We start from the raw sequence: 24581 nt of genomic DNA, 5'->3' as shown, positions 1-24581 counted from the left end.
CACTGTGTCGGGAAGGTGTACTCCGTTCGGTGTGAGACCGGTCATTCGCAACACCGTGCCGCGCCGTGCGGGCGGGTTTAGCCTGAGGTACATGCGCGCTTGGGCGGTGACCGAGCCGGGGCCGATCGACACCCGACCACTACGGCTCGTCGACAAACCGGAACCGCGGCCCGGGGCCGGCGAACTGCTGGTCCGGGTTCGTGCTTGCGGTGTCTGCCGTACGGACCTCCACGTCGCCGAGGGTGATCTGCCGGTCCGCCGCGCAGAGGTGACGCCCGGACACGAGGTCGTCGGGGAGGTCGTCGAACTCGGTCGCGACACCGCCGGCTTCTCCCTCGGTGACCGCGTCGGCGTCGCCTGGCTGCACAGCACCGACGGGACCTGTGATCGCTGTGTCCGCGGTGCCGAGAACCTCTGTGCGGCATCGGTGTACACCGGATGGGACGTCGACGGCGGGTATGCCGAGCTGGTGACCGTGCCCGCGGGCTTCGCCTATCCGCTGCCGTCCGGCATCGACGACGTCTCGATCGCGCCGCTGTTGTGCGCGGGGATCATCGGCTATCGCGCGCTACGGCGGACCGGCCTGCTCGACGACCTCGGAGCCGGCTCCGATCGTCCGAAGCGGCTGGGGCTCTACGGTTTCGGTGGGAGTGCGCACCTCTGCGCACAACTGGCGATCGCCCTCGGGATCGAGGTGCACGTCCTCACACGTGGCGAGCAGTCCCGACGCCTGGCCGCCGACCTCGGTGCGGCGTCGGTCGGCGATGCCACCGATGCGCCGCCGGTGTCGCTCGACGCCGCGATCACCTTCGCCCCGGTCGGCGAGCTGGTGCCGGTGGCGATGCGCGCGCTCGATCGCGGCGGCGTCCTGTCGATCGCCGGCATCCACCTCACCGACGTACCGCCGCTCAACTACGAGCGGGAACTGTTCTACGAGAAGGAGATCCGCTCGGTCACCGCCAACACCCGCGCCGACGGCGCCGAGTTCCTGACGCTGGCCGCCCGGCACGGCGTCCGGGCGACGACGCACGAGTACCCGATGTCACAGGCCGACCGCGCGCTCGCCGAACTGGCCGCCGGACGGTTCGACGGGGCAGCGGTTCTCGTCGCCGACCTCTGAGTCAGAGCGGGTTGAGCAGCTCCGGCCCGTTGTTGGCGACGCGGTTGACCAGCGGCGCGACCCCGCGGATGTCGATCGCCTCGGCGAGCGATTCGGCCGGCGGCGCGAACAGGTCGTCCGGTGCCCGGTGATCCGGATCGAGCCAGGCATCCCAGTTGTCGTACGGCATGATCAGCGGCATCCGGTCGTGGACGTCGCGCAGTTTGCCGACCGCATCGGTGGTCAGGATCGAGCAGCTCAGCAGCGGCGGGGCGTCGTCGGAGTGCTTGTCATGCCACACCGACCACAACCCGGCCATGAACAACCGGGTGCCGTCCCGCGGGGACATGTAAAACGGGATCTTGGTGGGCTTGCCCCTGCTGTCGAGCGGGCCTTTCTTCCACTCGTACCAGCCGTCCATCGGCACCAGGCACCGCTTGGACTTCACCGACGCGCGGAACGAACTCTTCTCCGCGGCGGTCTCGGCGCGGGCGTTGAACAACAGTGGCCCCTTGCCGACCTCTTTGCTCCACGGCGGCACGAGCCCCCAGCGCATGGCGCGGATGCGCAGCAGCGGATCGTTGTCGGGATCCTCCGGCGAATGCCGTTTGACCACGGTCATCACCGTGGTCGTGGGCGCGACGTTGTAGTTGGGGCCCAGTGCGCGAGGTGCGGGGGTGTCGAGGTCGAGGGCATCGGGGTCGGCCGGTTCCTTCGCCGGCTCGGGTACCTCGTTCACCGCGTCGATCTCCGCCGCGAGCTTCGCCGGATCGGTGGTCACCGCATAGCGTCCGCACATGGTCACCATGCTGCCCTACGCCTGACCTCCGGTAGTAGATGTTCCCGCGGGAAGAGGAACCCTCACACCGCGATGTCGGCGACCACTGCTTTGGTCACCGCGACGAGGTCTGCGGGTGCCAGTGCGATCTCCAGTCCACGCCTGCCCGCGCTGCAGAGAATCCGGTCGAACTCGAGCGCCGAGGAATCGACGACCGTCGGCAGAGCGGTGCGCTGGCCGACGGGGGAGACGCCGCCGAGGACGTAGCCGGTGCTGCGGGTGACGGCCTTGGCCTCGGCCATCTGGGCCTTCGACGCCCCGAGCGCGGCGGCGGCCGCCTTCACCGACAGCTTGCGGGGAACCGGGACCACGGCGACGGCGAGACCGGGGCGGCTACCACCGGACAGTTCGACGACGAGCGTCTTGAAGACCTGTTCACCGACGATGCCGAGGGTGTCGGCGAGCTCGTCCACTGCTTCGGTGCCGAAGGACTCCGACCGCGGGTCGTGGTCATAGCGGTGGACGGTGTGCGCGATCTTCGCGCGTTCGAGGGCCGCGATCGCGGGTGTTGCCGCCATGGTCGGGGTGCCTCCTGGTGGGACGTGTCGGTGTCTGACCTGGAGAGCGTATTCGACCAGCGCTCTGTTCACCGTGACGAAAAGGGGTGCCGGTCACGTCGGGAACAAACCGCCCGGCCCGACCTGTTGTGACTGGTTGCGACACGAAGATCGCCGAGCGCATGCGAGGAGGTAGAACCGAGATGAGCACAACGGCGGTACTCGAGCCACCGGTACTCGTGGAGGCGACGCACCTCCTGGCCGGGCCGGGGTCGGTAAGCTTGACCGGCAACGTCCCAGTGACGCCTCTCATCGAAGGGATCGTAGTGGCCGAAGCCGAATCAGCCGACACCGAAGCAGCCGTTACGGAGTCCACCGCGACCGGAACCGCTGCGCACGTGTCCGCCGAGAAGGGTGCGCCCCGACGCGCCGACCCGAGCGAGTCCCCCGAGGAGCTCACCGAACGGTTCGAGCGCGACGCATTGCCGTTGCTCGACCAGATGTACGGTGCCGCCCTGCGGATGACCCGTAATCCCGCCGATGCCGAGGACCTGGTCCAGGAGACCTACATCAAGGCGTTCACCGCTTTCGCGTCGTTCCGGGAGGGCACCAACCTCAAGGCGTGGCTCTACCGGATCCTGACCAACACCTACATCAACGGCTACCGCAAGAAACAGCGCCAACCCGCGCAGTACCCGACCGACGAGATCACCGACTGGCAGCTCGCGGCGACCGCAGAGCACACCTCCCAGGGGCTGCGCTCGGCGGAGATCGAGGCCCTCGACGCCCTTCCGGACGACGAGATCAAGGCCGCGCTGCAGGAGCTTCCGGAGGATTTCCGGATGGCCGTGTACTACGCCGACGTGGAAGGCCTGCCGTACAAGGAGATCGCCGAGATCATGGACACCCCCATCGGCACCGTCATGTCCCGACTTCACCGAGGACGTCGTCAGCTGCGTGAGCTGCTGGCCGACGTCGCCCGGGAGCGTGGTTTCCACAGATCTGCCACGGCCAAGGGTGCGGAGGTGGCGCGATGAGCGACATCGATCCGGAAGTCACCCAGCTCGACTGCTCGGCCGTCATCGCCGACGTCTGGTTGCTGCTGGACAACGAATGCGACGAGAACGCCCGCATGCGGCTCCAGGGGCACCTCGACACCTGCCCGTCGTGCCTCGCCCACTACGGCATCGAGCGGCAGCTGAAGGCGCTCGTCAACCGAAAGTGCGGCGGCGACCAGGCACCTCAGGGGCTGCGTGATCGTCTGCGCGTGGAGATCCGCCGGACGGTCATCATCCAAGAGATCGCCGAGACCGACCGCTGAATCGCCCGTCACCCCCGGCGAATCCCGGGGGTGACGGCATGAAAAAGCCCGGGTGGCCATGAAGGCCGTACCCGGGCGTTTTTCTTGGTGCTCGTTCGCCGAACCCCGCCGTGAGGCGAAGATCAGGCGTTCGGACGCTTGCCGTGGTTGGCAGCGTTCTTCTTACGAGCGCGCTTCTTGCGTCCGCGCTTTCCCATGACGCATCTCCTTTTGCCGGCGGATGGGGACATCACAGTGTCTCAGGCATTCTCCCACGTGCCAAAACCCGGTCGGCCATCGCCCGGTCGAGACCGGGCCCGACCCGTCGTCGCCGGTGACCCCGTGGGCTAACTTGAGTGCATGGCTGAAGACGTGGTGGCAGAGATCGTCGCGAGTGTCCTCGAGGTCCTGGTCGCACCCGGACAGCAGATCGAGGTCGGTGACACGCTGGTGCTGCTCGAGTCGATGAAGATGGAGATCCCCGTTCTCGCAGAGGAAGCGGGCACCATCGCCGACCTCAAGGTGAAGGTGGGCGACGTCATCCAGGCCGGCGACGTCATCGCCACCTTCGAATAGCCCGCGCCGCACCCTCTCCGCGAACCCGGAGCCTTCCCATGTCGACACTTGCCGACCTGCTCGCCGAGCACACCACCCTCTCCGACGCCGCTGCGGCGCACCTGCAGCGACTCGTCGCCGAGTGGCAGTTGCTCGCCGACCTCTCCTTCGCAGATTTCCTCCTGTCGGTGCGCACGACGAGGGGGCCGTGGTCACCGTCGCGCAGTGCCGGCCCAACACCGCGTCGACCGTCTTTCCCACGGACGAGGTGGGCCGGGTCATCGACACCGCGGTGCACCCGCAGGTGCTCCGCGCCTTCGATTCCGACAAGGTCCTCCGCGACGAGGACCCGACGTGGTTCGGGGCCACCGCGATGCGGCAGGAGGCGGTCCCGGTCGGCTTCGACGGTGCGGTGATCGGTGTGCTGACCCGCGCCGTCGACCTCACCCATCCGCGGCTGCCGTCGCCCCTGGAGCTCGCCTACCAGGACTCGGCGGACGATCTGTGCCAGATGGTCGCCGACGGCACGTTCCCGCACGAGGAGGGCAATCCGCGGGGATTGTCGACGCCTCGCGCGGGTGACGGTTTCATCCGGCTCGACCGGACCGGGACGGTCACCTACACGAGCCCCAACGCGCTCTCGGCGTTCCACCGCATGGGCTGGACGGCCGAGCTCAACCACACGCGGCTCTCCGACGTGGTGAAGCAACTCGTCACCGAGCCGTTCGAGGCCGACGATGTCGCGATGATGCTCGACATCGCGGCCGGGGTGGCCGAGGTGCCGACCGGCCCGTACCGCGACATCGGCATGCGGGTGGAGGCCGACGCCCGACGCGCGACGGTCCTCATCCGGGCGGTGCCGCTCCGCCCGAAGGGTGAGGAGTCGGGGAGCGTGGTGCTCATCCGCGACGTCACCGAGGTCAAGCGGCGCGACCGCGCGTTGATCAGCAAGGACGCGACCATCCGGGAGATCCACCACCGGGTGAAGAACAATCTGCAGTCGGTGTCGGCGCTGCTGCGCCTGCAAGCCCGGCGAACCTCCAACACCGATGCCCGGGAGGCGCTGAACGAGGCCGTGCGCCGCGTCGCGTCGATCGCTCTGGTTCACGAACTGCTGTCGGGCAGCGTCGACGAGGAAGTCGATCTCGACGAGGTCGTCGACCGTCTCGTCCCGATCCTGGTCGACGTGGCGTCCAACGAGTCACGGGTGACGGTGCGTCACCGCGACCGGCTAGGGGTTCTCCCCGCCGAGCTGGCGATGCCGTTGGTGATGGTGCTCACCGAACTGATCCAGAATGCGATCGAGCACGGTTTCGACGGTTCGCCCCGATCCGACGCAGAGATCGCGGTCATCGCCGAACGCGACGTGCGCAACCTCCGTATCGCGGTGCGCGACAACGGCTCCGGACTGCCCGAGAACTTCGACCTGGCCACCTCGGATCACCTCGGACTCCAGATCGTGAAGACGCTCGTGTCGATCGAACTCGGTGGCGAGCTCGACGTCCGGCCCAACCCGGAAGGGTTGGGAACCGAAGTCGGAGTGCATATTCCGCTGCGTTCCTGAGAACGCAGTTCTTCCGTGGGGTGAGAACCGTTGCCGGACACGAAAAAACCCGGCCGTGGCCGGGTTTCTTCGAATCCGGGCGAACGCCGGCTCGGATGAGCCTAGACGCTGCTACGGGTGCGGGTACGCGCGGTACGCCGCTTCAGCGCGCGACGCTCATCCTCGCTCATGCCGCCCCAGACGCCTGCATCCTGGCCCGACTCGAGGGCCCACGAGAGGCAGTCAGCGGTGACAGGGCACCGTGCACAGACGAGCTTCGCGTCGGCGACCTGTGCGATGGCCGGACCGCTGGTTCCCACGGGGAAGAACAGCTCCGGATCCTCGTCGCGACAGATGGCCTTGTGACGCCAGTCCATTCCACTACTCCTTCAGGCGCGTTTCCGCGCACCACTCGATTAGTTGATTGCTTGCTGATTGTTTGGCTGGTAACTCTCAGTTCACGCGGCCGCACCAAATGTTTCCGCGTTGTTGCTTGTGAATACTTTCACGAATCCGGCCGAAGTCAATGGTTCTCGGTTAACACGTGGGCAACATCACGTCCCGCGCCTACCACTTCGGCCGAAGGCGCCCCCACGGGGGGTACGGACAGCGGGTTCGCCGTCCGTGTAGTAGCCTACGCGCACTCGCCGACGACTGTCGATGAGTTTCCGCAGGTCGCGCCCCTCCCAAGGTCCGAAATAGTCCGTGACGTGGAGTGACGTGTCGCGTATTCTTGCTCACATGCGTCGACGATGTTGATCCACACCACGCCGATCCGGCCATGACGGGCCGGGTCCACAACGGCGATTAACGGCCGCGGCTGTGAGCGCCGCCCTCTTCGAGGACCTGATACCGCTCTACCCGGTCTACGTGATTCTGTTCGCCGATGCCACCGTTCCCGGGGCCGGGTTGACGGCCGCCGAGATCAGCGCACTGTTCGCGATCTGGTCGCTGTCGACGGTGATCGTCGAAGTGCCGACCGGGATCCTGGCCGACCGATTCTCGCGACGCCGCCTACTGGTCGCGGGACCTCTGGTCACCGGCGCCGGCTTCGCGCTCTGGACCTACGCGCCCTCCTTCCTCTCCTTCGCCGCCGGCTTTGTGCTGTGGGCGATCGGCGGATCGCTGCGATCCGGCACGAACCAGGCGCTCGTCTACGACGAGCTCGCGCATCTCGGCAGGTCGCAGGACTACGCACGGCTCTCGGGCGCGATGCGGGCGGCGGCCGCGGTCGGGGTCATCGGCGGCACGGCCCTGGCGGTGCCACTCCTCGCGTGGGGCGGATACGCCGCCGTCGGTACCGCAAGTGTCGCGGCCTGCGTGCTCTGCGCGTTGATCTCCGCAGGACTACCGGAGACGGGCCGGATCGGAGTAGGGCGCTCCGGACCGGACGTGACGCCGGATGCCGGCACCGCCGACCTCGACGAACCGCCGGTCGGGTGGTTCGCGATCCTTCGCGGCGGGCTGCACCACCTGCGCAACCAGCCGACCGCACGCCGGCTGCTGATCCTGGTCGTCGTCCTGACCTGGGTCGCGGCGCTCGACGAGTACCTGCCGTTGCTGGTCGAGTCCTTCCTGAGCGGCACGGTGTCGGGCGTCGCGACGCCGGAGTCTGTCGCACTGCTCATGATCGTGGTCGCAGCCGGGGACATCTGCGGTTCCCTCGCGGCCCGGCGCGTCCGGGATCCCGCTGCGATCGGCCCCGCGGTGGGACTCGGCGCATCGGTGCTGATCGTGGCCGCGCTGTGGGGTCACCCGGCCGGTGTCGTCGGCGTGGCCGTCGCGTTCGGGATCTTCGGGTGGGCGCTGGTCGTCGCCGACGCCGCTCTGCAGGACCGACTGGACTCCGCGTCGCGGGCGACGGTCACGTCGATCGCGGGCGTGGGGGAGGAGGTGGTCGCGATCCTCGCCTTCGCCGGATGGGCTGCGGGATCGGTACATCTGGGGCCGGCGGCGTTGTTCGCGATCGCCGCGTCGCCCTATGCGGTGGCGGCGGGTGCGATGACGGTCAGGGCGTCGCGCCGATGGCGAAAACGTATGTCGCGGAACGCACCGATGTAGTCGCCGTCCATCTGCACGTCGATCGGGGCCTCCGCGATGAACCGGACCTCGTCGACGTCGTCGTCGCGAAAGAGGTGGTGTGCCTTGGGATCTGCCTGGGTCAGCAGCCGCGTGGCGAGCGGCAGGTTGCGCAGGACCCCGGTCGACGTCGCCACGAACACGCCGAGTCCGGTGTCGAAACCGGTGGTCGGATTGGTGCGGATCTCGCGCGGCCCGAGATAGGTCCACGGACTGGTGTTGGAGACGAAACCGAAACGGGCGCCGACGATCCGGTCGCGGCCGGGGATCTCGACGTCGAACGTCGCCGAGCTGCCGGCCTGCTTGAGGAAGCTGCTGACGGTGGTCCACAGATACCGGGCGGGCGTGGCGGCCTTGCCCGCATGCCGCTTGTCCTCCATCGCGTGCACCACGACGGCGTCCATGCCCATGCCGGTGTTGAACAGGAACCAGCGGTCGTCGGTGTGACCGAGGCCGATTCGACGGCTCTCCCCGGCGTCGAGGAGCGAGATGATCTGCTGGGTCGCGAGCAGCGGGTCGGGGTCGATGCCGAGGGTGCGCGCGAAGACGTTCGCGCTGCCGCCCGGGATGACGGCCAGACTCGGCCGGCGCCTCGCGGGATCGCTCGTCCCCGGGGGATCGAGGAGGCCGTTGGTGGCCTCGTTCACCGAGCCGTCGCCGCCGTGGACGATGACCGTGTCGAATTCCTCGGCGGCCGCACGGGCGGCGAGGTCGAAGGCATGCCCACGGTGGGTGGTCAGCTCGACGTCGAGGTCGAAGTGAGCGCTCAGTGTGTGCACGAGAGCATCGCGCCCGGCCGGACTGGTCGCGGTGGCGAAGGGGTTGACGATGAGCATGACGCGCACGACACCCGAGGATATGGGGTAGGTGGCCCAAGCGCGCAATCCGCCCTGCGTCCCGGTGCCGGGAGGGGGCCCGTGGGGTGCGCGGCCACCGCCCGACCGGCGCCGAATACCCTGGACGCGTGAGCACGGAGAAGGACCGCCCGGAGCAGGACCGGCTTGAGATCGACGTCGATCCGTCGGTGACGCCCACCCAGATCAAGGTGGCCGGCGCGGTGACCACCGTGGAAGCCTGGTCGGCGTCGCGGTGGCGGTGATCCTGGTGATCCGCGGACTCGCCGGACACGAGGAGACGGCCATCAGCGGCTACGGCACCGCCATCTGGTTCGGGATCATCGGTGGCGGCGTCCTCGTCGGCGGCGTGGCCCTGTTGGCGGGTCGGCGCTGGGGTCGATCGATCGCGATGGTCGCCCAGATCCTGCTGCTTCCGGTCGCGTACTACCTGTACACCAGCGGATGGCCGGTGTTCAGCGTGCCGTTGGCACTCGCGGCGATCGCGGGGCTGGTGATGCTGTTCAGCCCGGCCGCCGTGCGGTGGCTCGCCGGGGATCTCGAGCCCGACCACTGAGCCCTTCACCGGTCGCGGGATCGGGCATCCCGATCAGTTGACCCAGTTGTTACCGCAACCCTGACTCTTATATGTCGACGCCCGGGCGGGCGCCCGTACAGTAGGGCACATGACGCGCATCCTTGCGATTGCCAATCAGAAGGGTGGGGTCGCCAAGACCACCACGGTCGAGTCCCTCGGAGCCGCACTTGCCGACCTCGACGTGTCGGTCCTCGTCGTCGACCTCGACCCGCAGGGCTGTCTCACCTTCTCCCTCGGCCATGATCCCGATCAACTGGAGTCCTCGGTGCACGATGTGCTGCTGGGCGACGAGGAGATCGCCGACGTACTCCTCGACACCGAGGACAAGGTGACGCTGCTGCCCGCCACCATCGACCTGGCCGGTGCCGAGGCGCTGCTGCTGATGCGGCCGGGACGTGAGTACGCACTCAAGCGGGCACTCGCCGAGGTCGGGCAGGACTTCGACGTCATCATCGTCGACTGCCCGCCGTCGCTGGGCGTGCTCACGCTCAACGGTCTGACCGCGGCCGACGAGGTGATCGTCCCGCTGCAGTGCGAGACGCTCGCCCACCGTGGTGTCGGGCAGTTGCTGCGCACCGTCCGCGAGGTCCAGCAGATCACCAACCCCGACCTCACGATGCTGGGTGCGGTGGCGACGCTGTTCGACGCGCGGACCACGCACAGCCGCGACGTCCTCGCCGACGTCGCCGATCGCTACGACCTTCCGGTGCTGAACCCGCCGATCCCGCGCACGGTCCGTTTCGCCGAGGCGTCGGCTTCCGGTGCCTCGGTCATGCGGGGACGAAAGAACAAGGGCGCCACCGCATATCGCGAACTCGCGGAGAACCTGTGGAAGCACTGGGACGCGGGGGAGGACGTGCGGACCCTCGACTTCTGAGGGGACGACGTCAGGCCGGTCCGAAGGCCTCGACCGTCGTGCCGCGCTGTTCGACGACCATCTCGCCGATGACCCGCAGGCTCACCACGCCGTCCGGTGCGGTGCTGCGGGTGAGTGGGATCGACCGGATCTCACGTCCACCGGCCACGTCGCGCACGCTGATCCCGGACGCACTCGGCAGCAGGAGTTGCCCCGCCATCACCTCACCGGGGCCGAGTGTCGCCGGTACCTGGTAGATCGGTTTGAGGCTCTGCGCATCCAGCACCACCGTGGCCTTGCCGGTCCAGTAGGTGACGACGCCGTCGCCCCCGAGCGGGACGCTGTCCTTCGGAGGAATGGCGTCCCCGGCGACGGTGTTCGAGCCGGTGGCCACGCCCTCGGAGTCGAAGCGGCGGATCGACGGTCCGCTGTCACCGCCGAGCGCCGGTGGTTCGGCCGGACTCGCACCGCCGTCGTAGACGGCGATACCCGTCGACGACATCGCGATCACCACCGGCGGAGGTCCGCTGACGTCGCCGGTGATCAGCGTCGAACCGTACTGCTCGACGCGTTCGTCGTCGTCGAGGAGGGCGCCCAGCACGGTCAGCCGGTAGCCCGGGTCGTCGGCACAGCGTTCGACGACGGACAGGCGGTCGCCGGTGATGGCCGAGGAGTAGATGACGCAGTCCTTGCGCTTGGCCTCGTCCTCGGGGCGCACGGGTGCCTCCACGCGGCCGTACTCGATGCCGCGGACCAGGTTCGAACCCCACGTCTCCAGTCGCCCGGAGCCCTGGGCGACCACGTATCCGTAGTCGCTGACCAGCCGGAGCTCGTCGTCGGCGTCACTGGTCCGGGAGCCCTTGCGGGCACCGGTCTTCGCGTCGAGAGCGGTGACCTCCGAGCAGCCCCGCGAGTTGCGGTAGACCGCGAGCGCGAGGTCGGTGCTGGCGGTCCAGGCGGTGTCGACGACGCAGAGGTCGAGGTCCCGGCGATAGGACCACAGTTCGTCCCCCGAAGCGGGGTCGCGTCCGACGACGGTGCCGCCGTCGCCGGTCACCACCACCGAATCGGCGATCGCCGGGACGACGGTGGCGTCGGAGGCGGCCTGCCAGCGCGGCGCGAACGCGTCCGGAACCGCCGCGGGCTGTTCGACCTCGGGTGGGGTGGACTGCGCCTGAACGCTGGTCGTCCCGCGGACGGGGCTCACCAGCCAGGCGATCAGCCCGGCAACGGCGACGAGCACGATGATGGTCGCGGTGATCGCGAGATCGATCGGCCGGCGCCGCTCCGGTTTGACGCGTGCCACGCGTGGACTCGTGGTGGGTTACTCGGCTGCGGCCGGTGCGGACTGTGCGGCGACCGGGGTCGCGTCGGAGCCTGCACCCGAACCCTCGCCCGCCGTCGCGCGGTTGGCGCCGCCCCGACGGCGACGGCGACGACGCGGCTTCGAGGTTCCCTCGGCGGTGTCGTCCCCGGAGGTCTTCGCCTCGGCGTCGTCGGTGGTGCTCGTGGTGGTCTCGCTCGTGGTGGTCTCGCTCTTGGTCGTCTCGGCGCTTGCGGCATCGTCGCCCTGGCCGCCGCGGGTACGACGACGGGTGCGGGTGGAACGCTTACGCGGCTCCCGATCCTCGCGCGTCTCGCGGGTCTCGTTCGGGTCGCGCGCCGGCTTGGCGGCCACGATCCGGCCGGTGACCGAGTCCGGGATGGACATCTCCTCGTGCAGGTGCTCGGAGGTGGAATAGGTCTCCGCGGGCTCGGGGATGCCGAGTCCGAGGGCCTTGTCGATGAGCTCCCAGCGGTGCAGCTCGTCCCAGTCCACGAGGGTCACCGCGATCCCGGTGCGGCCCGCGCGGCCGGTACGGCCGATCCGGTGGACGTATGTCTTGTCGTCCTCGGGGCACTGGTAGTTGATCACATGGGTCACGTCGTCGATGTCGATGCCGCGGGCGGCGACGTCGGTGGCGACGAGGACGTCGATGGTGCCGTTCCGGAACCGGCCGAGGGCCTTCTCACGGGCGATCTGACCGAGGTCGCCGTGCACGGCGCCCACCTTGAATCCGCGCTCGGCGAGGTCGTCGGCGACCTTCTGGGCGGTGCGCTTGGTACGCGTGAAGATCATCGTCGCGCCGCGACCGTCGGCCTGCAGGATGCGGGCCACGAGTTCGGCCTTGTCCAGCGCGTGAGCACGGTAGGCGTACTGCTTCGTGCGGTCGTGCACGGCGGAGTCGTTGGCGTTCTCGGCCCGGATGTGCGTCGGCCGATGCAGGAAGGTGCGGGCCAGGGTGACGATCGGGCCGGGCATGGTCGCCGAGAAGAGCATCGTCTGACGCGGCGTCGGCAGCGCGGACATGATCCGCTCGATGTCCGGCAGGAAGCCGAGGTCGAGCATCTCGTCGGCCTCGTCGAGGACGAGGATCGAGACCTTGCCGAGCACGAGGTGTCCCTGCTGGGCGAGGTCGAGGAGGCGGCCCGGGGTGCCCACAACGACGTCGACGCCGGACTGCAGTTCGGCGATCTGCGCCTCGTAGGGGCGGCCGCCGTAGATCGAGGTGATCTTCAGCATGCGGTTGGTGACAGTGTCCTTCGGCCCGCTCGCTCCGCTCCCGGCGCCGGGGGCAAGGGTGACGTCGGTCTTGCGGGCGGCGATCTCGAGGTCGCTGGTGACCTGCACGCAGAGTTCGCGGGTGGGCACGATGATCAGCGCGCGAGGGGTGTTGTCGAGGGGGCGGACACCCGTTGCCTCGGCGTTGGCGAGGCGATGGAGCAGCGGGATGCCGAAGCCGTAGGTCTTGCCCATGCCGGTACGGGCCTGACCGATGAGGTCGTCCCCGCCCATGGCGAGGGGGAGGGTCAGTTCCTGGATGGCGAACGTCTGGGTCTTGCCGTCGTCGGCGAGTGCCGAGACGATGCGCTCGTCCACGCCGAGTTCGGCGAAGGTGGGGGCGGTGTGGGTTTCGTCGACGATGGTCGTCTGCACGGCCGAATCGCTCATATGCGTGTGTTGCCTTTCTGGCCAGTCTCTTGCGCGCGTGTGATTCCTGCGCGCACGAGGAAAAAGCTCGAAAGTGCGCGCGCAAATGTCGTGGTGGCACCGGGGATTCGACCGAGGTGTCGTGAGACGGACTCTTCGATCCGGCGAGGAACTCGCTGTCTCGATCCCGCGAGGAGATCGCGAGGGGGCGTCGTCACATCCAATCGGCCGCATCCACACGCTCGCGCCGGCGAGCACGCGATGATCACGCAGCTCAGCGGGCAGGCGCCGGGGGGTCCCGTCGGAGTGCACCGAAGTCGAGTGTACTTGGTGCTTCCGGAGAGGCCGCTACCATCACCTCATGGCGCCTGTACCCGACCCCTCCGACATCACCCCGGTAGCTGCGATCGAGACCCAGGACCGCGTGGTCGGGAAGCTGTTCGCGGTGCTGCTGGCCGGCGAGTTCGCCGCCTTCCATCGGCTCATCGAGGAGTCGGCGATGGCTCCCGACGTGCCCAGCAAGATCGCGATCGCGCGGATGGCCGCCTCCGAGGTCGGCCACTTCGACCGCCTCGCCGAGCGGGTCGAGACGATGACGGGCCTCACCGCCGCCGAGGCGGTGGAACGGTACCGGTCGGTCTTCGACCAGTACCACCGGGCCACCACCCCGAAGACCTGGTACGAGGCGCTGGTCAAGGCCTACGTCGGTGACGGTCTGGCCTCCGATTTCTACGTCGAGCTGTCCGACATGCTCCCGCCCGACTCGCGCACCGTGATGGCCGAGGTGATGGCGGAGACCGCCAACTCGGCGTTCGCCCGCGAGCAGGTCCGGGCGGCCGTCGAGGCCGATCCGTCGATCAAGTCCGCGCTGGTCCTGTGGGGGCGCCGTCTGCTGGGCGAGGCCATCACCCATGCGCAGTGGGTGCTCGCGGCCGAGGAGGAGGTCACCGATCTGCTGTTCTCCGGGGGCTCCTCGCTGTCGGGGGTCGCCCACTTCTTCGACGCGGTCGCGGCCAAACACGGCGAGCGCATGGCCGATCTCGGTCTCGGCTGACCAATCCGCTCGTTCCCTTGCTTTTTCGCTGTCAGCGGAGCGGCTGTCCGGTCCCGTGACCGCTGGACTAGCCTTGTGCGGCAAGCGTTGTTGACACCGGAGGAGGGCGGCACATGGCCGTGGAAGTGAAGATCGGCATCACCGACAGCCCGCGTGAGCTGACCGTCGCGACGTCGCTGACCAGCGACAAGGCCTATGCCGAGGTCGAGGCGGCACTCGGCGGCAAGCAGCAGTTGCTGGCCCTGGTGGACGAGAAGGGCGCCCGTTACCTGATCCCGGTCACCAAGATCGCCTACGTCGAGGTCGGGGCGTCGGAGAACCGTCGCGTCGGGTTCGGTTCCTGAGGCGGGACACAGACCAACGAACAAGGGTCCGGTGCGCACCTCGCGATCACTCGCGAAGGTCGCACCGGACCCTTGTCGTCGGTCTGGGTCTGTCGTCTGAGTTCAGGACTGACCGTAGTCGGTGTCCTCCGCCGGGGTCTCCGCGTCGGTCTGCGGTGCGGCCTGGCGCGGGAAGTGGGACAGACCGCCCCAGAGCAACGCGACGGTGGTGTCGACGGCCGTCTGCTTGTCCACGGGACGCTTGGCCTCGAGCCAGTAGCGCGCGTTGACCTGGCTGGCCCCGACGAGCCCGGAGGCGAGCATGCGGGAGCGGTACGGATCGAGACCGGAATCGTGCATGACCAGGCCGTACACTGCGTCCACGCAGGCCTCGGTGGCGCCTTCGACGCGGCGGATGACCGCGGGGTCGGAGGCATCGGAGGAGAAGATCAGCCGGTAGCCGGAGTTGTCCTGGTCGATGAAGTCGAAGAAGGCCTCGACGGCGGCACGGACGCGCTTCCGGTTGTCGGTGGTGGTGCGCAGGGCGGTGTTCACGTCGCTGACCAGCTTCTCGGCATGCGAGTCGACGACCGCGATGTAGAGGTCCAGCTTCGACGGGAAATGCTGATACAGGACGGGTTTGCTCACTCCCGCGTGCACGGCGATCTCGTCCATCCCCGCGGCGTGGTAGCCGCGTTCGACGAAGATCTCACTGGCCGCATCGAGCAACTGCATGCGCCGTGCGCTGCGAGGCAGGCGCGTACTGCGTCCGGGAACCGAGGACGCGTTGGTTGCGGTCGACATGGCGAAGATCGTACTCGGGAGACCTTCCTGCGCAGTATCTGCGGTCCGCTGTGAGAAAGTTGTCCCGTGAGCCGCGCAGAGGATGGTGGCACCGGCCTTGATCAGGGACCGGTGCGCACCAAGGATGTCGGCCCGAGATCGTCGGGACGCCCCAAGCCGGACCAGCCGCTTCGGGCGCGCTGGGACCCGACCGATGACAGCGGCCGTCCCCGCGTCGACCGCGAGGCACAGCCCGAGTACAAGAAGCAGTCGTCGCTCGGCCGCTTCGTCTCGACGTACGGCTGGCGCGCCTACGCCATCCCGGTCCTCACGGTTCTCACGATCGCGCTGATCGTGGTGACCATCCAGGACGGGCGCGGTTCCGATCTGGCCCCGACCGCCGCGGTCAACCCGGACTCGGCTGCCCGCAACACCGACATCAACACCGAGACCCGCCCGATCGGTGCGCCGACCGGCGACATCCAGGCCGCCGCGCTGCCGGCCGGCACCCTTCCGCAGGGCGGACCGTTCACCACGCAGGGCCGCCAGACCTTCCGGGTGCTGCGCGGCGCGGGACCGAAGGTCGGCACCGGAGGCCAGGAGTACACCTACACCGTCGAGGTGGAGAACGGCCTGAACCCGCAGGACTACGGCGGCGACCCGACCTTCGCGAAGATGGTCGACATGACGCTGGCCAATCCGCGCAGCTGGATCGGCGACGGGCGCGTGAGCTTCCGGCGCATCGACCGCGGGGAACCGGACCTGCGCATCACCCTGGTCTCCACCGGCACGACCCGCGAACTGTGCGGGTACCAGATCAGGCTGGAGACCTCGTGCTACTACCCGCCGCAGGAGCGCGTGACCCTCAACGAGGCCCGCTGGGTCCGCGGGGCGCTGTCCTATCAGGGTGACGACATCGCCTACCGGCAGTACCTCGTCAACCACGAGGTCGGCCACGGACTCGGCTACGCATCGCATGAGCCGTGCCGCGAGGACGGGGCGCTCGCGCCGGTGATGATGCAGCAGTCCTTCGGCACCGACAACTCCGAGATCATGGCTCTCGACCCGGACATGAAGGCCAACCGCTCGCTCGTCTGCCGCCCGAATCCCTGGCCGTTCCCCAAGCGCTGACCCCGGGAATGAGCGGACCCTTCCGGTGGTTGTGCCAAGAGTCCGTGTACTCGCCGAATACTGGAGGCGTTCGTGTCGTCGCAAGGGTCGCTCACCGGGTCGCTGCCACCGCTCGTGGAGCCGGCAGCCGAACTGAGCAACGAAGAGGTGGCCCGCTACAGCCGCCACCTGATCATCCCGGATGTCGGGATGGACGGGCAGAAGCGCCTGAAGAACGCGAAGGTGCTCGTGATCGGCGCGGGCGGACTCGGTTCGCCGACGCTGCTGTACCTCGCCGCGGCGGGTATCGGCACCATCGGCATCGTGGAATTCGACATCGTCGACGAGTCCAACCTGCAGCGCCAGGTCATCCACGGACAGTCCGACATCGGGCGCCCGAAGGCCGAGAGCGCGCGGGACTCGATCCTCGAGATCAATCCCTACGTCACCGTGAACATCCACGATCAGCGACTCGAACCCGAGGGCGCGATCGAGCTGTTCTCGCAGTACGACCTCATCCTCGACGGCACCGACAACTTCGCGACCCGCTACCTGGTCAACGACGCCGCGGTGCTCGCGCACAAGCCCTACGTCTGGGGATCGATCTACCGTTTCGAGGGTCAGGCGTCGGTGTTCTGGGAAGACGCCCCCGACGGTCGCGGCATCAACTACCGCGACCTCTACCCGCAGGCCCCGCCGCCCGGGATGGTGCCGTCGTGCGCCGAGGGCGGTGTCCTCGGCATCTTGTGCGCCTCGATCGGATCGATCATGGGTACCGAGGCCATCAAGCTCATCTGCGGCATCGGCGAGCCGCTGCTCGGCCGCCTCATGGTCTACGACGCCCTCGACATGACCTACCGGACCATCAAGATCCGCAAGGACCCGGAAGGCGAGCGCATCGCCGGCCTCATCGACTATGACGACTTCTGCGGTGTGGTCTCCAGCGAGGCCTCCGACGCCGCGGCCGGGTCGACGCTCACCGCCGCCGAACTCAAGCAGAGGATCGACGCGGGGGAGAAGCTCGCGATCATCGACGTACGTGAACCGGTCGAGTGGGACATCGTCCGGATCGAGGGCGCGACCCTGATCCCGAAGGGCGAGATCCTCTCCGGCGAGGGCCTGGCGAAGGTTCCGCAGGATCGCCCTACGGTCCTCTACTGCAAGACCGGCATCCGGTCGGCCGAGGCACTCGCCGCACTCAAGCGGGCCGGTTTCGCCGACGCCACGCACCTGCAGGGCGGGGTGACCGCCTGGGCCAACCAGGTCGACAAGACGTTGCCGGTCTACTGACCGCCGTTCCCACCGCGTGCCTTCTCGAATCGGTCACCTGCGCTCGGTAATCTGGCCTGGTGAATACCGTCGAGCCGCCCGAACACGTGTTGAACACGTTCGGGCTCACCTCCCATCCGCCCGTCGCCATGGGCGAATCATGGATCGGTGGCTGGCGCGTCGGTGAGGTCGTGCTGTCGCTCGTGCCCGACCACGCGCGCGCCGCCTGGTCGGCCGCCGTCCGCGAGACGCTCTACGTCGAGGGCATGCGGATCGCACGCCCGTTCCGCGCCACAGACGGCCGCTACGTCGTCTCGGGTTGGCGTGCCGACACCTACATCGCCGGAACACCCGAGCCGCGCCACGACGAAGTGGTCCTCGTCGCCGACCGCCTGCACGAGGCGACCGCAACCCTCGAACGTCCGCGCTTCCTGCTGCAGCCGCCCGCGCCGCCGCACACCGACGTCGACGTCTTCACCGCCGCCGACCGCGCCGCGTGGGAGGAGGTCCCGTTGCGCTCGGCCCGTGCCGCGGGCATGGCCGAGCCGACCGCACCCGACGGGGTGCAGAGCGTCGAGATGCTGAGAACCCTTGCGAAGCTTCGCAAGCCGGTCGACCTGCCGTCCCAGGTCGTGCACGGCGACCTGTTCGGCACCGTGCTCTTCGCCGGTGCCGCGGCGCCCGGCATCACCGACATCGTCCCGTACTGGCGACCTGCTCCGTGGGCGGCCGCGGTCGCGGTGGTCGACGCCCTCGCCTGGGGCGGCGCCGACACCGAACTCATCCAGCGGTGGTCCGATCAGCCGGAGTGGCCGCAGATGATGCTGCGGGCGACGATGTTCCGTCTGGCCGTCCACGCGCTGCACCCGCGCTCGACCGCCGGCGCACTGCCCGGGTTGCAGCGGGTCGTCGAGCTGGTACGTTTGCTCGTATAACCGCAGCTCACAGCCCCGATCTGAGTTTGTCGGAGTTCTCACAGGGCCCTTGGGGTGAAGTGAGAACAACGTGACGGTCCGGTCACCTCGCGGAAAATCCGCGCAACACGCCCCCGGGATGCTTGGTCTCAGTCGCACGACACAGGTGTCGGCGTCCGATATGACAGTTCGCTGTCGTGTCGAGAAGACAGCCCGCACTGCTCGTGCAGTGACCACCAAGCATCGGAAGACGGGGACGAATGGCCTTCGCAGACCTCAGAACACAGCTCAAGCGTGACCACACGATCACCGACTGGGACCCGGAGGATCGCGTCGCCTGGGAGAACGGCAACGCCGCGATCGCCAAGCGCAACCTCGTCTGGTCGGTGATCTGCGAACACGTCGGCTTCTCCATCTGGTCGCTGTTCTCGGTGATGGCCCTGTTCATGGGTCCCGAGTACGGCATCAGCATGGATCAGAAGTTCGTCATCGCCGCGACCGCGACCCTCGTCGGCTCGTGCCTGCGCATTCCCTACACCCAGGCCACCGCGAAGTTCGGTGGACGCAACTGGGCCATCTTCTCCGCCATCGTGCTCCTCATCCCGACGGGCCTGACGATGATGCTGATGATGAACCCGGGCGAGTTCGGGTTCGGCTGGTTCCTCGCGGTCGCGGCCATCACCGGCTTCGGCGGCGGCAACTTCGCCTCCTCGATGACCAACATCAACGCCTTCTACCCGCAGCGACTCAAGGGCTGGGCGCTGGGCCTCAACGCCGGCGGCGGCAACATCGGCGTCCCGGTCGTCCAGGTCATCGGACTGCTGGTCATCTGGCTCTTCGCCGACCAGCCCGAGATCGTCTGCGCGATCTACCTGGTGGCACTTGCGGTCGCGGGCATCGGCGCGGCGATCTACATGGACAACCTCGACCATCAGACCGCCAGCGGCAAGGCGATGATCGACTGCCTCCGCTACCGCGACACCTGGCTCATCTGCCTGCTCTACATCGGCACCTTCGGCTCGTTCATCGGTTTCGGTTTCGCGTTCAGCCAGGTCCTCAACATCAGCTTCACCTCTGCCGGCGCCTCCAAGCCCGCCCTCGCGGCGGCGCAGATCGCCTGGATCGGACCGCTTCTCGGCTCGCTGGCCCGCCCCTACGGCGGCAAGCTCGCCGACCGTATCGGCGGCGGCAAGGTGACGCTGTACTGCTTCATCGCGATGGCCGCGTCGGCGTCGATCCTCGTGATCGCCGGTATGTCGGCCGACGCCAACGGGAAGGTGATCAGCGGCGGTGTCCTCGGGGCCTTCATCACCGGCTTCATCCTGCTGTTCCTGATCTCCGGGATCGCCAACGGTTCGGTCTACAAGATCATCCCGACGATCTGGGAGCACAAGGCGCAGACGCTGTCGGGTCTGAACGCCTTCGGCAAGTCCACCTGGTCGCGCAGCATGTCCGGCGCGCTCATCGGCATCGCCGGTGCGGCCGGCGGCCTCGGCGGTGTCGGCATCAACCTGGTGCTGCGGTCCAGCTACAAGTCCAATCAGTCGGCGACGCAGGCATTCTGGGTGTTCCTCACCTTCTATGTGGTGGCCGCGGTGGTCACCTGGTGGTTCTACGCACGACGCCCGATCGTCGTCGGCGAGACCACCGACCTGCCGGTCGCGGAGACCGCAGGCACCACCGCCGGCACCGGCGAGCCGGTCACCAAGGAAGCGCTGGCCTGAGTTCACCCGCGGCGCAACCCGATCAACAGGCAAGGCACAGGGAGTAGACAATGAGCAGCGAGACCAGCACCGGCCGCAACACCGTCGTCGTGGTGGGTCACGGCATGGTCGGCCACCGCTTCGTGCAGGAGATGCGCAAGCGTGACACCGACAACCGGTGGCGCGTCGAGATCGTCAGCGAGGAAGCCGATCCGGCCTACGACCGCGTGGGTCTGTCCTCCTACGTCGGTGCGTGGCAGCGCGATTCGCTCGCGCTGGACGGCAATACCTACGACGGTGACGATCTCGTCGTCACCCATCTGGGGGAGACCGTCACCGGCCTCGATCGGGCGCTGCGTCGGGTGGTGACCTCCGCGGGACGCGAGATCGACTACGACGCACTCGTTCTCGCGACGGGTTCCTACGCCTTTGTGCCGCCGGTGCCGGGGCACGACAACTCCAAGTGTTTCGTCTACCGCACGCTCGACGACCTCGACGACATCCGGGCGGCCGCCGACACGGCCGGCCCGGGTGCGACGGGCGTCGTGGTCGGCGGTGGCCTGCTCGGGCTCGAGGCGGCCAACGCCCTGAAACTGATGGGCCTCAAGCCGCATGTGGTCGAGTTCGCACCGCGGCTCATGCCGATGCAGGTCGACGCCGGCGGCGGGGCGATCCTGAAAAACCTCGTCACCGACCTCGGTCTCGAGGTCCATACCGGCGTCGGCACCTCGGAGATCGCCGACGGCGAGAACGGTGGCCTGCGTGTCACGCTCTCGGACGAATCGCTGATCGACGCCTCGCTGGTCGTCTTCTCGGCCGGTGTCCGACCCCGCGATCAGCTCGCCCGCGACGCGGGCCTGGCGGTAGCGGAGCGCGGCGGTGTCCTCGTCGACACGAACTGCGTCACCGACGACGAGCACATCTTCGCCATCGGTGAGGTCGCCGCGGTCGAGGGTCGCTGCTACGGACTCGTCGCGCCCGGCTATTCGACGGCCGAGGTCGTCGCCGACCGCCTGCTCGGCGGATCGTCGACCTTCCCCGGCGCCGACCTGTCGACCAAGCTGAAGCTGCTAGGTGTCGACGTCGCCAGCTTCGGAGACGCGTTCGCGACCACGGAGAACGCGCTCGAGATCACGTACCACGACGCGGTCGCGGGCCGCTACGCCAAGATCGTCGTCAGCGACGACGCGAAGACCCTGCTCGGCGGCATCCTCGTCGGGGATGCCTCGGCCTACGCGCTGCTCAAGCCGATGGTCGGTCGCGAGATCCCCGGCGACCCCGCTGCCCTGATCGCTCCCGAGGGCGGCACCGGCGTCGGCATGGACGCGCTGCCCGACGATGCCGAGATCTGCTCCTGCAACGGGGTGTCGAAGGGCTCGATCTGCTCGGCCATCGCCGACGGCGCCTGCGACATCGCCGCGATCAAGGGCTGCACCTCGGCCGGCACCACCTGCGGCGGCTGCCTGCCGAGCATCAAGCAGCTCCTCTCCGCGTCGGGCGTCGAGCTCAGCACGTCGCTGTGCGATCACTTCGCCCAGTCGCGCGCCGAACTGTTCGAGATCGTCGCCGTCACCGGCATCCGGACCTTCTCCGAACTCATCGACCGCTTCGGCACCGGCCTGGGTTGCGAGATCTGTAAGCCGACCGTCGCCTCGATCCTCGCCTCCACGTCGAGCGATCACATTCTCGACGGCGAGCAGGCCGCCCTGCAGGACACCAACGATCACTTCCTCGCGAACATGCAGAAGAACGGCTCGTACTCGGTGGTGCCGCGCATGCCGGGCGGCGAGGTCACGCCCGAGCAGCTCATCGTCATCGGCGAGATCGCCCGCGACTACGGGCTGTACACCAAGATCACCGGCGGCCAGCGCATCGACCTGTTCGGCGCCCGCGTCGACCAGCTGCCCGAGATCTGGCGGCGCCTCGTCGACGCCGGGATGGAGTCCGGTCACGCCTACGGCAAGAGCCTTCGCACGGTGAAGAGCTGCGTCGGCTCCACCTGGTGCCGCTACGGCGTCCAGGATTCGGTCGGCATGGCGGTCTTCCTCGAGAAGCGATACCGGGGTCTGCGGTCGCCGCACAAGATCAAGTTCGGCGTCTCGGGATGCGCCCGCGAATGCGCGGAGGCCCGCGGCAAGGACGTCGGCGTCATCGCCACCGAGAACGGCTGGAACCTCTACGTCGGCGGCAACGGCGGTCAGAGTCCCAAGCACGCGCAGCTGCTGGCCAGCGGAGTGGATGACGACACGCTGGTCGCCTACATTGATCGGTACCTCATGTTCTACATCCGGACTGCCGACCGACTGCAGCGCACAGCCCCGTGGCTGGAGTCGCTCGACGGCGGTCTGGACCATCTCAAGGCCGTCGTCTGCGACGACAGCCTGGGGCTCGCCGCCGAACTCGAGGACGCGATGGCCCGGCACGTGGCCGGGTACACCGACGAATGGGCGGCGGTGCTCGACGACGAGGACAAGTTGAAGAGGTTCGTGTCGTTCGTGAACGCACCCGACGTGGTCGACCCGACCATCCGGTTCGCCGAATACGAACGTAAGGTGCCGGTGCTGCTCGACATGCCGCAGGTGCGTCCGGGAGCGGACGCGGACACCGGGCCGGTTGTGGACGCGGCGCCGGTGAAGGAAGGAGTGCCGACATGACCATCGCACCAGACGAGACCGGGCAGATGCCCGGGACGGTCGAGGGGAGTTGGATGCGGGCCTGCCCGATCGACGACCTGATCGTCGGCCGCGGCGTCGCGGTGCTCGGTCCGCGCGGTGAGCAGGCGGCGCTGTTCCGCCTGCCGGCCGCCGAGACCGACCGCGAGGCCGCACCCGGCCGTTCCCGCCTGTACGCCATCGGCAACATCGACCCGTTCGGCCGCGCCGCGGTCCTCTCGCGCGGACTCACCGGGGACCGCGCCGGCGAGCCGACGGTCGCCTCGCCGCTGGGCAAGCAGGTGTTCGCACTGCGGACCGGCGTCTGCCTGGACGACGAATCGGTCTCCGTGCCGAGCTACGGCGTGCGCGTCGTCGAGCGGATCGTCGAGGTGTTCTTTCCCGCGTGAACGCCATCAATCTTCCCGGTGACCCGACCGACCCGGACCCGTTGCCCGCCGACCCGCTACCACTGACCGGATTCACCATCGGCATCACCGCGGCGCGTCGTGCCGAGGAGTTCGCCGCACTGCTCGAACGACGCGGTGCCCGGGTGGTCCAGGCTCCGACGATTCGCATCCTGCCGCTCGTCGACGACACCGAACTCGAGCGGGTGACCGAGGAGATCATCGCCTCGCCGCCGCAGATCATGGTGGCGACCACCGGCATCGGTTTCCGCGGTTGGATCGAGGCGGCCGACGGCTGGGGCAACGCCGAGGACGTGCTGCGTTCGCTGTCGCAGAGCAGGCTGATCGCGCGCGGTCCCAAGGCGAAGGGCGCCATCCGCGCCGCGGGACTGCGCGAGGAGTGGTCGCCGGAGAGCGAGTCCTCCTCGGAGGTGCTCGACCACCTGCTCGCCGAGGGCGTCGAGGGTGTGCGGATCGCCGTCCAGCTGCACGGCGCGACGAGCGAATGGGAACCGCTGCCGGACTTCTGCACCGTCCTGCGGGCCGCGGGCGCCGTGGTCGTGCCGATCCCGGTCTACCGCTGGAACATGCATCCCGACGTGGCGCGCATCGACAAGATGATCGCGCAGGTGCTGCGCGGTGACCTCGACGCGATCACCTTCACCAGTGCGCCGGCGGCGGCGTCGATCCTCACCCGCGCCAAGGAACTCGGCAAGCTGCAGCAGTTCGTGCACGCACTGCGCACCGCGGTCCCGGTGATGTGTGTGGGATCGGTGACCGCGAGTCCGCTGGAGGCGCTGCAGATCCCGACGACGTATCCGCGCCGGTTCCGGCTCGGCGCGCTCGCGCGCCTGATCACCGACGAACTCCCGCGCCGCGCCCACGTGCTGCGAGTCGCCGGACACGACACCGCGATCCGCGGGCAGGCCGTCGTCGTCGACGGCGAGCTGAAGGACCTGTCGGCGACGGGCCTGCTGCTGTTGAAACTGCTCGCCCGCAATCCCGGTCGGGTGGTGTCGCGGCAGGAGATGCTCGCCGTGCTGCCCGGCGACAGTTCCGACACCCACGCCGTCGAGGTCGCGGTCGCGCGACTCCGTGCGGCGCTGGGGGATTCGAAGATGGTCCAGACCGTCGTCAAACGCGGTTACCGCCTGGCCGTCGACCTCGAGTACGACGCCGAAGACGAATGACTGCCGAA

General features: G+C 68.5%; 23 protein-coding genes and 2 pseudogenes. 17 read left to right on the top strand and 8 right to left on the bottom strand.

The genetic code is table 11. From position 1 onward, the window contains the following. Positions 1–91: 91 nt before the first annotated feature. Positions 92–1120, top strand: coding sequence for a zinc-binding alcohol dehydrogenase family protein (locus BJF87_RS21965; protein ID WP_075863907.1), 1029 nt, complete (start codon positions 92–94; stop codon positions 1118–1120). A gap of 1 nt (position 1121) precedes the next feature. On the opposite strand, the gene BJF87_RS21960 is transcribed toward BJF87_RS21965, so the two are convergent. Together BJF87_RS21960 and ybaK are read right to left on the bottom strand one after the other, a co-directional pair. Further along, positions 1122–1898 (bottom strand): SOS response-associated peptidase, encoded by a 777-nt coding sequence (locus BJF87_RS21960; protein ID WP_075863962.1) that lies wholly within the window; start codon positions 1896–1898, stop codon positions 1122–1124. 62 nt (positions 1899–1960) lie between these two features. Beyond that, positions 1961–2455 carry a Cys-tRNA(Pro) deacylase gene (gene ybaK / locus BJF87_RS21955; RefSeq protein WP_006360101.1) on the bottom strand — a complete coding sequence of 165 codons (495 nt, stop codon included), beginning with the start codon at positions 2453–2455 and terminating at the stop codon, positions 1961–1963. Positions 2456–2637: 182 nt separating this feature from the next. Here ybaK and BJF87_RS21950 point away from each other — a divergent pair, with 182 nt between their 5' ends. Next, a complete protein-coding gene (locus tag BJF87_RS21950; RefSeq protein ID WP_006360100.1) occupies positions 2638–3471 on the top strand; it encodes a sigma-70 family RNA polymerase sigma factor in 834 nt (277 codons plus the stop codon). Continuing rightward, positions 3468–3755 (top strand): mycothiol system anti-sigma-R factor, encoded by a 288-nt coding sequence (gene rsrA / locus BJF87_RS21945; protein ID WP_035755116.1) that lies wholly within the window; start codon positions 3468–3470, stop codon positions 3753–3755. Before BJF87_RS21950 ends, rsrA begins: the two co-directional genes overlap by 4 nt. 122 nt (positions 3756–3877) lie before the next feature. On the opposite strand, the gene BJF87_RS27265 is transcribed toward rsrA, so the two are convergent. Beyond that, positions 3878–3952 (bottom strand): 50S ribosomal protein bL37, encoded by a 75-nt coding sequence (locus tag BJF87_RS27265; protein ID WP_369758845.1) that lies wholly within the window; start codon positions 3950–3952, stop codon positions 3878–3880. A 142-nt stretch (positions 3953–4094) separates the two neighbouring features. On the opposite strand from BJF87_RS27265, the gene BJF87_RS21940 reads away from it, so the two are divergent. After that, entirely contained in the window at positions 4095–4310 is a 216-nt protein-coding gene (locus tag BJF87_RS21940; RefSeq protein ID WP_035755118.1) for a biotin/lipoyl-binding carrier protein, read from the top strand. Positions 4311–4348: 38 nt separating this feature from the next. Next, positions 4349–5853: pseudogene (locus BJF87_RS21935) on the top strand (sensor histidine kinase). Between the two features lie 101 nt (positions 5854–5954). On the opposite strand, the gene BJF87_RS21930 reads toward BJF87_RS21935, so the two are convergent. Then, complete coding sequence (locus BJF87_RS21930) at positions 5955–6209, bottom strand: WhiB family transcriptional regulator (RefSeq protein ID WP_004023450.1); 255 nt, start codon at positions 6207–6209, stop codon at positions 5955–5957. A gap of 445 nt (positions 6210–6654) precedes the next feature. On the opposite strand from BJF87_RS21930, the gene BJF87_RS21925 reads away from it, so the two are divergent. After that, complete coding sequence (locus BJF87_RS21925) at positions 6655–7893, top strand: MFS transporter (RefSeq protein WP_006360096.1); 1239 nt, start codon at positions 6655–6657, stop codon at positions 7891–7893. Here the strand turns inward: BJF87_RS21925 and BJF87_RS21920 are convergent. Next, positions 7812–8747 (bottom strand): diacylglycerol kinase family protein, encoded by a 936-nt coding sequence (locus BJF87_RS21920; RefSeq protein WP_187346535.1) that lies wholly within the window; start codon positions 8745–8747, stop codon positions 7812–7814. The genes BJF87_RS21925 and BJF87_RS21920 overlap by 82 nt on opposite strands. Positions 8748–8875: 128 nt before the next feature. Between BJF87_RS21920 and BJF87_RS21915 the strand changes: the two are divergent. After that, positions 8876–9321, top strand: a pseudogene (locus BJF87_RS21915) (hypothetical protein). A 109-nt stretch (positions 9322–9430) separates the two neighbouring features. After that, positions 9431–10219: a ParA family protein gene (locus tag BJF87_RS21910; RefSeq protein ID WP_006360093.1), complete on the top strand. Its 789-nt coding sequence runs from the start codon at positions 9431–9433 to the stop codon at positions 10217–10219. A gap of 10 nt (positions 10220–10229) precedes the next feature. Here BJF87_RS21910 and BJF87_RS21905 read toward each other — a convergent pair whose 3' ends face one another. Further along, complete coding sequence (locus tag BJF87_RS21905; protein ID WP_006360092.1) at positions 10230–11504, bottom strand: hypothetical protein; 1275 nt, start codon at positions 11502–11504, stop codon at positions 10230–10232. Positions 11505–11522: 18 nt separating this feature from the next. Further along, a complete protein-coding gene (locus tag BJF87_RS21900) occupies positions 11523–13190 on the bottom strand; it encodes a DEAD/DEAH box helicase (protein ID WP_075863906.1) in 1668 nt (555 codons plus the stop codon). A gap of 340 nt (positions 13191–13530) precedes the next feature. Between BJF87_RS21900 and BJF87_RS21895 the strand changes: the two genes are divergently transcribed. Further along, on the top strand, positions 13531–14223 hold the full coding sequence (locus BJF87_RS21895; RefSeq protein WP_006360090.1) for a ferritin-like fold-containing protein: 693 nt from the start codon (positions 13531–13533) through the stop codon (positions 14221–14223). 113 nt (positions 14224–14336) lie between these two features. Continuing rightward, positions 14337–14567, top strand: a complete 231-nt coding sequence (locus BJF87_RS21890; protein ID WP_006360089.1) for a DUF3107 domain-containing protein — start codon at positions 14337–14339, stop codon at positions 14565–14567. Between the two features lie 102 nt (positions 14568–14669). Here BJF87_RS21890 and BJF87_RS21885 read toward each other — a convergent pair whose 3' ends face one another. Continuing rightward, positions 14670–15350, bottom strand: coding sequence for a TetR/AcrR family transcriptional regulator (locus BJF87_RS21885; protein WP_075863905.1), 681 nt, complete (start codon positions 15348–15350; stop codon positions 14670–14672). 66 nt (positions 15351–15416) lie between these two features. Here BJF87_RS21885 and BJF87_RS21880 point away from each other — a divergent pair, with 66 nt between their 5' ends. The 7 genes from BJF87_RS21880 to BJF87_RS21850 all read left to right on the top strand — a co-directional run bounded on the left by BJF87_RS21880 (position 15417) and on the right by BJF87_RS21850 (position 24573). After that, positions 15417–16460 (top strand): DUF3152 domain-containing protein, encoded by a 1044-nt coding sequence (locus tag BJF87_RS21880; RefSeq protein WP_035755133.1) that lies wholly within the window; start codon positions 15417–15419, stop codon positions 16458–16460. A 72-nt stretch (positions 16461–16532) separates the two neighbouring features. Further along, entirely contained in the window at positions 16533–17729 is a 1197-nt protein-coding gene (gene moeZ, locus BJF87_RS21875; RefSeq protein WP_035755135.1) for an adenylyltransferase/sulfurtransferase MoeZ, read from the top strand. 59 nt (positions 17730–17788) lie between these two features. After that, on the top strand, positions 17789–18643 hold the full coding sequence (locus BJF87_RS21870) for a TIGR02569 family protein (protein ID WP_006360085.1): 855 nt from the start codon (positions 17789–17791) through the stop codon (positions 18641–18643). Between the two features lie 239 nt (positions 18644–18882). After that, positions 18883–20346 (top strand): NarK/NasA family nitrate transporter, encoded by a 1464-nt coding sequence (locus BJF87_RS21865; RefSeq protein ID WP_075863904.1) that lies wholly within the window; start codon positions 18883–18885, stop codon positions 20344–20346. Between the two features lie 50 nt (positions 20347–20396). Further along, positions 20397–22979, top strand: coding sequence for a nitrite reductase large subunit NirB (nirB, locus tag BJF87_RS21860; RefSeq protein ID WP_075863903.1), 2583 nt, complete (start codon positions 20397–20399; stop codon positions 22977–22979). Then, entirely contained in the window at positions 22976–23386 is a 411-nt protein-coding gene (locus BJF87_RS21855) for a nitrite reductase (NAD(P)H) small subunit (RefSeq protein ID WP_006360082.1), read from the top strand. Before nirB ends, BJF87_RS21855 begins: the two co-directional genes overlap by 4 nt. Then, entirely contained in the window at positions 23383–24573 is a 1191-nt protein-coding gene (locus BJF87_RS21850) for a uroporphyrinogen-III synthase (RefSeq protein ID WP_006360081.1), read from the top strand. Before BJF87_RS21855 ends, BJF87_RS21850 begins: the two co-directional genes overlap by 4 nt. Positions 24574–24581 lie beyond the last annotated feature (8 nt).

Origin of the sequence: Gordonia sp. CNJ-863 (genome assembly GCF_001942325.1) — a bacterium.
Lineage (GTDB): Bacteria > Actinomycetota > Actinomycetes > Mycobacteriales > Mycobacteriaceae > Gordonia > Gordonia alkanivorans.
The sequence above is the reverse complement of the archived record's forward strand: the minus strand, read 5'-3'. Positions and strand labels throughout refer to the sequence as shown.

Coding starts and splice junctions, on each gene's coding strand:
- BJF87_RS21965 (WP_075863907.1), top strand. CDS start 92: ATGCGCGCTTGGGCGGTGACCGAGCCGGGGCCGATCGACACCCGACCA.
- BJF87_RS21960 (WP_075863962.1), bottom strand. CDS start 1,898: ATGTGCGGACGCTATGCGGTGACCACCGATCCGGCGAAGCTCGCGGCG.
- ybaK (WP_006360101.1), bottom strand. CDS start 2,455: ATGGCGGCAACACCCGCGATCGCGGCCCTCGAACGCGCGAAGATCGCG.
- BJF87_RS21950 (WP_006360100.1), top strand. CDS start 2,638: ATGAGCACAACGGCGGTACTCGAGCCACCGGTACTCGTGGAGGCGACG.
- rsrA (WP_035755116.1), top strand. CDS start 3,468: ATGAGCGACATCGATCCGGAAGTCACCCAGCTCGACTGCTCGGCCGTC.
- BJF87_RS21940 (WP_035755118.1), top strand. CDS start 4,095: ATGGCTGAAGACGTGGTGGCAGAGATCGTCGCGAGTGTCCTCGAGGTC.
- BJF87_RS21930 (WP_004023450.1), bottom strand. CDS start 6,209: ATGGACTGGCGTCACAAGGCCATCTGTCGCGACGAGGATCCGGAGCTG.
- BJF87_RS21920 (WP_187346535.1), bottom strand. CDS start 8,747: ATGCTCATCGTCAACCCCTTCGCCACCGCGACCAGTCCGGCCGGGCGC.
- BJF87_RS21910 (WP_006360093.1), top strand. CDS start 9,431: ATGACGCGCATCCTTGCGATTGCCAATCAGAAGGGTGGGGTCGCCAAG.
- BJF87_RS21900 (WP_075863906.1), bottom strand. CDS start 13,190: ATGAGCGATTCGGCCGTGCAGACGACCATCGTCGACGAAACCCACACC.
- BJF87_RS21895 (WP_006360090.1), top strand. CDS start 13,531: ATGGCGCCTGTACCCGACCCCTCCGACATCACCCCGGTAGCTGCGATC.
- BJF87_RS21890 (WP_006360089.1), top strand. CDS start 14,337: ATGGCCGTGGAAGTGAAGATCGGCATCACCGACAGCCCGCGTGAGCTG.
- BJF87_RS21885 (WP_075863905.1), bottom strand. CDS start 15,350: ATGTCGACCGCAACCAACGCGTCCTCGGTTCCCGGACGCAGTACGCGC.
- BJF87_RS21865 (WP_075863904.1), top strand. CDS start 18,883: ATGGCCTTCGCAGACCTCAGAACACAGCTCAAGCGTGACCACACGATC.
- nirB (WP_075863903.1), top strand. CDS start 20,397: ATGAGCAGCGAGACCAGCACCGGCCGCAACACCGTCGTCGTGGTGGGT.
- BJF87_RS21855 (WP_006360082.1), top strand. CDS start 22,976: ATGACCATCGCACCAGACGAGACCGGGCAGATGCCCGGGACGGTCGAG.